The sequence below is a fragment of the Streptomyces sp. PU-14G genome, from assembly GCF_041028275.1.
Lineage (GTDB): Bacteria > Actinomycetota > Actinomycetes > Streptomycetales > Streptomycetaceae > Streptomyces.
On sequence record NZ_JASKYT010000606.1, the window covers coordinates 1 to 3418 of the forward strand.

The following is a 3418-nucleotide window of genomic DNA, read 5'->3' on the forward strand; positions in this document are numbered from 1 at the left end:
GAGGGGCCGGGGGGACCGGGGGTTCCGGAGTCGGCATGGTGTCCACGGAGAGCGGCAAGGACAGCACGCACCACACTTCGAGCGCTGCGGACCAGTGCACCAGCTCGGACCTGTCGGCGAAGATCGGCCCGAACCATCCGGGCGCCGGGCAGGAGAACTTCGCGCTCGTCCTGACCAACACCTCCGGCAGCAACTGCACGGTGTACGGATTCCCCGGCTTCGCCTTCGTCGACAGCGAGGGTGACCAGGTGTCAGTGGACCCCGAGCGCAACGGTGGCAGCGGCGAGACGATCGAGCTGACCCCGGGCGAGAGCGCCTGGGCGCCGCTGTCCTTCAGCAACCCGGAGATGACCGGTGTGCCGACGGTCACGCCGGACGCGGCCCTGATCACGCCGCCCGACCAGCGTTCCTCTCTCAAGGTCGACTGGACCGGCGGCCCCGTGTCGGCCACCGGCAAGGCGTCCGTCCCGAAGATCGGCGCCCTCACCCCAGGCTCCGGCGCCTGAGGCCCGGGGGAGAGGGGATCGGCCCCGTGCGGCTCCGCACGGGGCCGCACGGGAGACGACCGTGCGTACCGGGGCCGGACCGGGGCGCGTCCCGTACGCCGTTCCACGGGTCGGCGGGTCGGCGGGACGGGGGGCGCCGGGGCGGCCCGCGGAAACCGCGCCGCCTTCCTGACGCGGGCGGGCGGCCCCAGGGCGCGGTCTTCGGCGAACGGACCGCAGCCCCAGCCGCGGCCCGGGCACGGGTCCACGGTTGCGGCGTGGCGGGAGTTTTGGGTATGGGGGGCTGGGAACCGCGCCGGGCATGATGCGTCACACTCTGGCCGGGGCCGCGGCGGGTGCCGCCGGTACCACGGCACTCAACGCCGTCACCTATCTGGACATGGTGCTGCGCGGCCGGGGCGGCAGCTCGGCGCCCAAGCAGCTGGTGGACGAGGCCAGCGACCGGGCCCACGTGCCCGTGCCCGGGGAGGGGGAGACCCGGGAGAACCGGGCGTCGGGTCTGGGGGCCGTGCTCGGCATGGTCACGGGGGTCGGGGTCGGAGCGGTCTACGGTGCGGCCCGTGCTCTCCCCTGGCGGCCCGCCGTGCCGGTGGCGGGCCTGTTGACGGGGGTGGCGGCGATGGCGGGTTCCGATGTACCGATGGCGACGCTGAGGGTCTCGGACCCCCGGACCTGGCAGACCTCCGACTGGCTCGCCGACCTCGTACCGCACCTGACGTACGGGGTGGTCACAGCGGCGGTCTACGAGATGACGGCCCCTCCCGCGCGGGCGTGACGGAGCCCTGCGGGACGGAACCGCGCGGCACGGTGCCGCACCGACGAGCCGCGCGGGGCGGAGCCGCACAGGACGAGCCGCGGGGCAGCACCGCACGTGAGGCATCCGCACGTGAGGCATCCGCACGTGAGGCATCCGTGCGCGAGGGGAAGGCGCGCTCGTCAGGACAGTGGCTTGCCGCTCAGCCAGGCCGGCAGCGGCCGGTAGACGGTCAGGGGGGTGGCGGGCTTGTCGATGAGCAGGGCCGTGGGGGAGGGCGCCGTCTCGCCGTCGTACGAGCACAGCGTGCCCTCGGGGACACCCGCCAGCCGCAGCCGGCGTCCGCGCGCGGCTGCGTGCACGGGGGAGCGGTGGAGTACGCCCGCCATCGCGGAGGCCACCAGGCGGGTGCGGGCCCAGCGTCCCGCTTTGACCAGGTGGATGTCGAGCATGCCGTCGGCGAGGTTGAAGCGCCGCGCACCGCCGGGGCCGCCGCCGACGGTGTGGTACGAGCAGTTGCCGACGAACAGCAGCCACAGGGAGCGCGTACGTCCGTTCACGCGCGCCTCGAACGGGCGTGAGTGCCGCAGCACGTGCACCGCGGCGACCAGTCCGGCCGCCCACGGGCCGATCCGCTGCCGCCAGTGGTCGCGGACCTCCACCAGATCGCCGTACGCGCCCAGGCTGAAGGTGTTCACGAAGTAGCCGGGGTCTCCCGCGTCGCCGCCGGGCTCGCCCGCGTTCCCGCCGTGGCCGACCGCACCGCGCGGCGGGGCGAAGCGGGCCATGTCGACGGCGATGGCGTGCCCTTCGGACACGGCGCTCGCCAGGTCGGCGCAGGTGCCGATGCCCAGGTCGAGGGCCAGGTGGTTGTGGGTGCCGCCGGGCAGTACCGCGAGGGGAACACCGTGCTGGAGCGCGGCGCGCGCGGCGGCGTTGACGGTGCCGTCGCCGCCGAACACGCCCAGCGCGCCGCCCTCTTCGGCGGCGCGCTGCGCCTCCTTCGACAGCAGTTCGGGCAGTGCGCACGCGTCCGGGTCCCAGCGGGTCACTCGCGCGGCGGGCAGCGCCTCGGTGACCTCGTCGACGAAGGCGGCGGAGCCCGAACCCGGGTTGGCCACCACCGACAGGCCCCTCCCCTGGGGCAGCGTCGGAGCCTCGACCAGCGGCTGGGCCGGCGGAACCCGGCGCCGCGCGTCCAGGACGGCGCGTACCCCGAAGGCGGCGGCCACGCCCAGCGTGGCGCCCACCAGCACGTCGCTCGGGTAGTGGACGCCGGTGTAGACGCGGGAGAACGCGACCGAGGCCGCCACGGGGGCGACCACCGCGCCCCAGCCGCGCGACTCCAGTGCCACTCCGGTCGCGAACGCGGCGGCCGAGGCCGCGTGTCCCGAGGGGAAGGAGGTGCTGGTGGGCAGCCGCTTGAGCCGCCGTATCACCGGGACGTCGTCCAGCACCGGGCGGCTGCGCCCGAAGGCGCCCTTGCCGAGGGTGTTGACCACGGCCGAGGTCACCGCCACCGAGGCCAGCCCGCGCAGTGCCCCGCGCCGGGCCCGGGGGCCGCCCACGCCCGACAGCGCGATCGCCGCGGCGGCGCCGGTCCACAGCTTGCTGTGGTCGGCGGTGCGGCTCAACCGGGGCAGTACGCCTTCCGCGCGCGGCCAGTCGGTGACGGCCACGTGGCGGAAGAGCGAGCGGTCCCAGGTGCTGAGCTTGTCGCGGACGGCGGCGCGTACCCCTTCGGCACCCGCGGCCACCGGGCCGCCGCCTGCACCTGTGCGCCGCTGCGCTGCGGTACGTGGGCCCAGGGCCCGGCCGATCAGGGCTCGGGCGGGCCAAGGCCGCCGGTGCGTCTCCATCGGTGCCCCCTCGTTTCCGTCGTGTGCGCCGTCGCGGGTGTCCGCCGTACGGCGTGGGCATGCTGCCTCGGCAGGATCTCTCATGCCCGGTGCCGCGGGGGACACACCGGCACTCGAAGCGACGGGCGTCACGCGGTCCGGTTCCCGTGTCCGGGGGCGGCGCGTGGGAGGGCGGCGGTGTCGGTGGGCGTCACGAGTGACGGGAGTCGCGGGCGTCACGGGTGGCGGGAGCAGCGGCCGTCACGGGTGACGGGGGTGGGCGGGCCAAGGCCGCCGGTGCGTCCCCATCGGTGCCCCCT

Annotated in this window: 3 protein-coding genes; 2 read left to right on the top strand and 1 reads right to left on the bottom strand. The window is 75.6% G+C overall.

From position 1 onward, the window contains the following. The coding region (locus AB8Z75_RS33930) for a DUF4232 domain-containing protein (RefSeq protein ID WP_369208831.1) at positions 1 to 506 on the top strand (506 nt) is incomplete at its 5' end. A gap of 301 nt (positions 507 to 807) precedes the next feature. Further along, a complete protein-coding gene (locus tag AB8Z75_RS33935; protein ID WP_369208833.1) occupies positions 808 to 1281 on the top strand; it encodes a hypothetical protein in 474 nt (157 codons plus the stop codon). Positions 1282 to 1442: 161 nt separating this feature from the next. Here AB8Z75_RS33935 and AB8Z75_RS33940 read toward each other — a convergent pair whose 3' ends face one another. After that, positions 1443 to 3017: a bifunctional phosphatase PAP2/diacylglycerol kinase family protein gene (locus AB8Z75_RS33940; RefSeq protein ID WP_369208835.1), complete on the bottom strand. Its 1575-nt coding sequence runs from the start codon at positions 3015 to 3017 to the stop codon at positions 1443 to 1445. Positions 3018 to 3418 lie beyond the last annotated feature (401 nt).

Excerpts from the sequence above, each read along its gene's own strand:
- AB8Z75_RS33935 (WP_369208833.1), top strand. The coding sequence starts at position 808 with ATGATGCGTCACACTCTGGCCGGGGCCGCGGCGGGTGCCGCCGGTACC.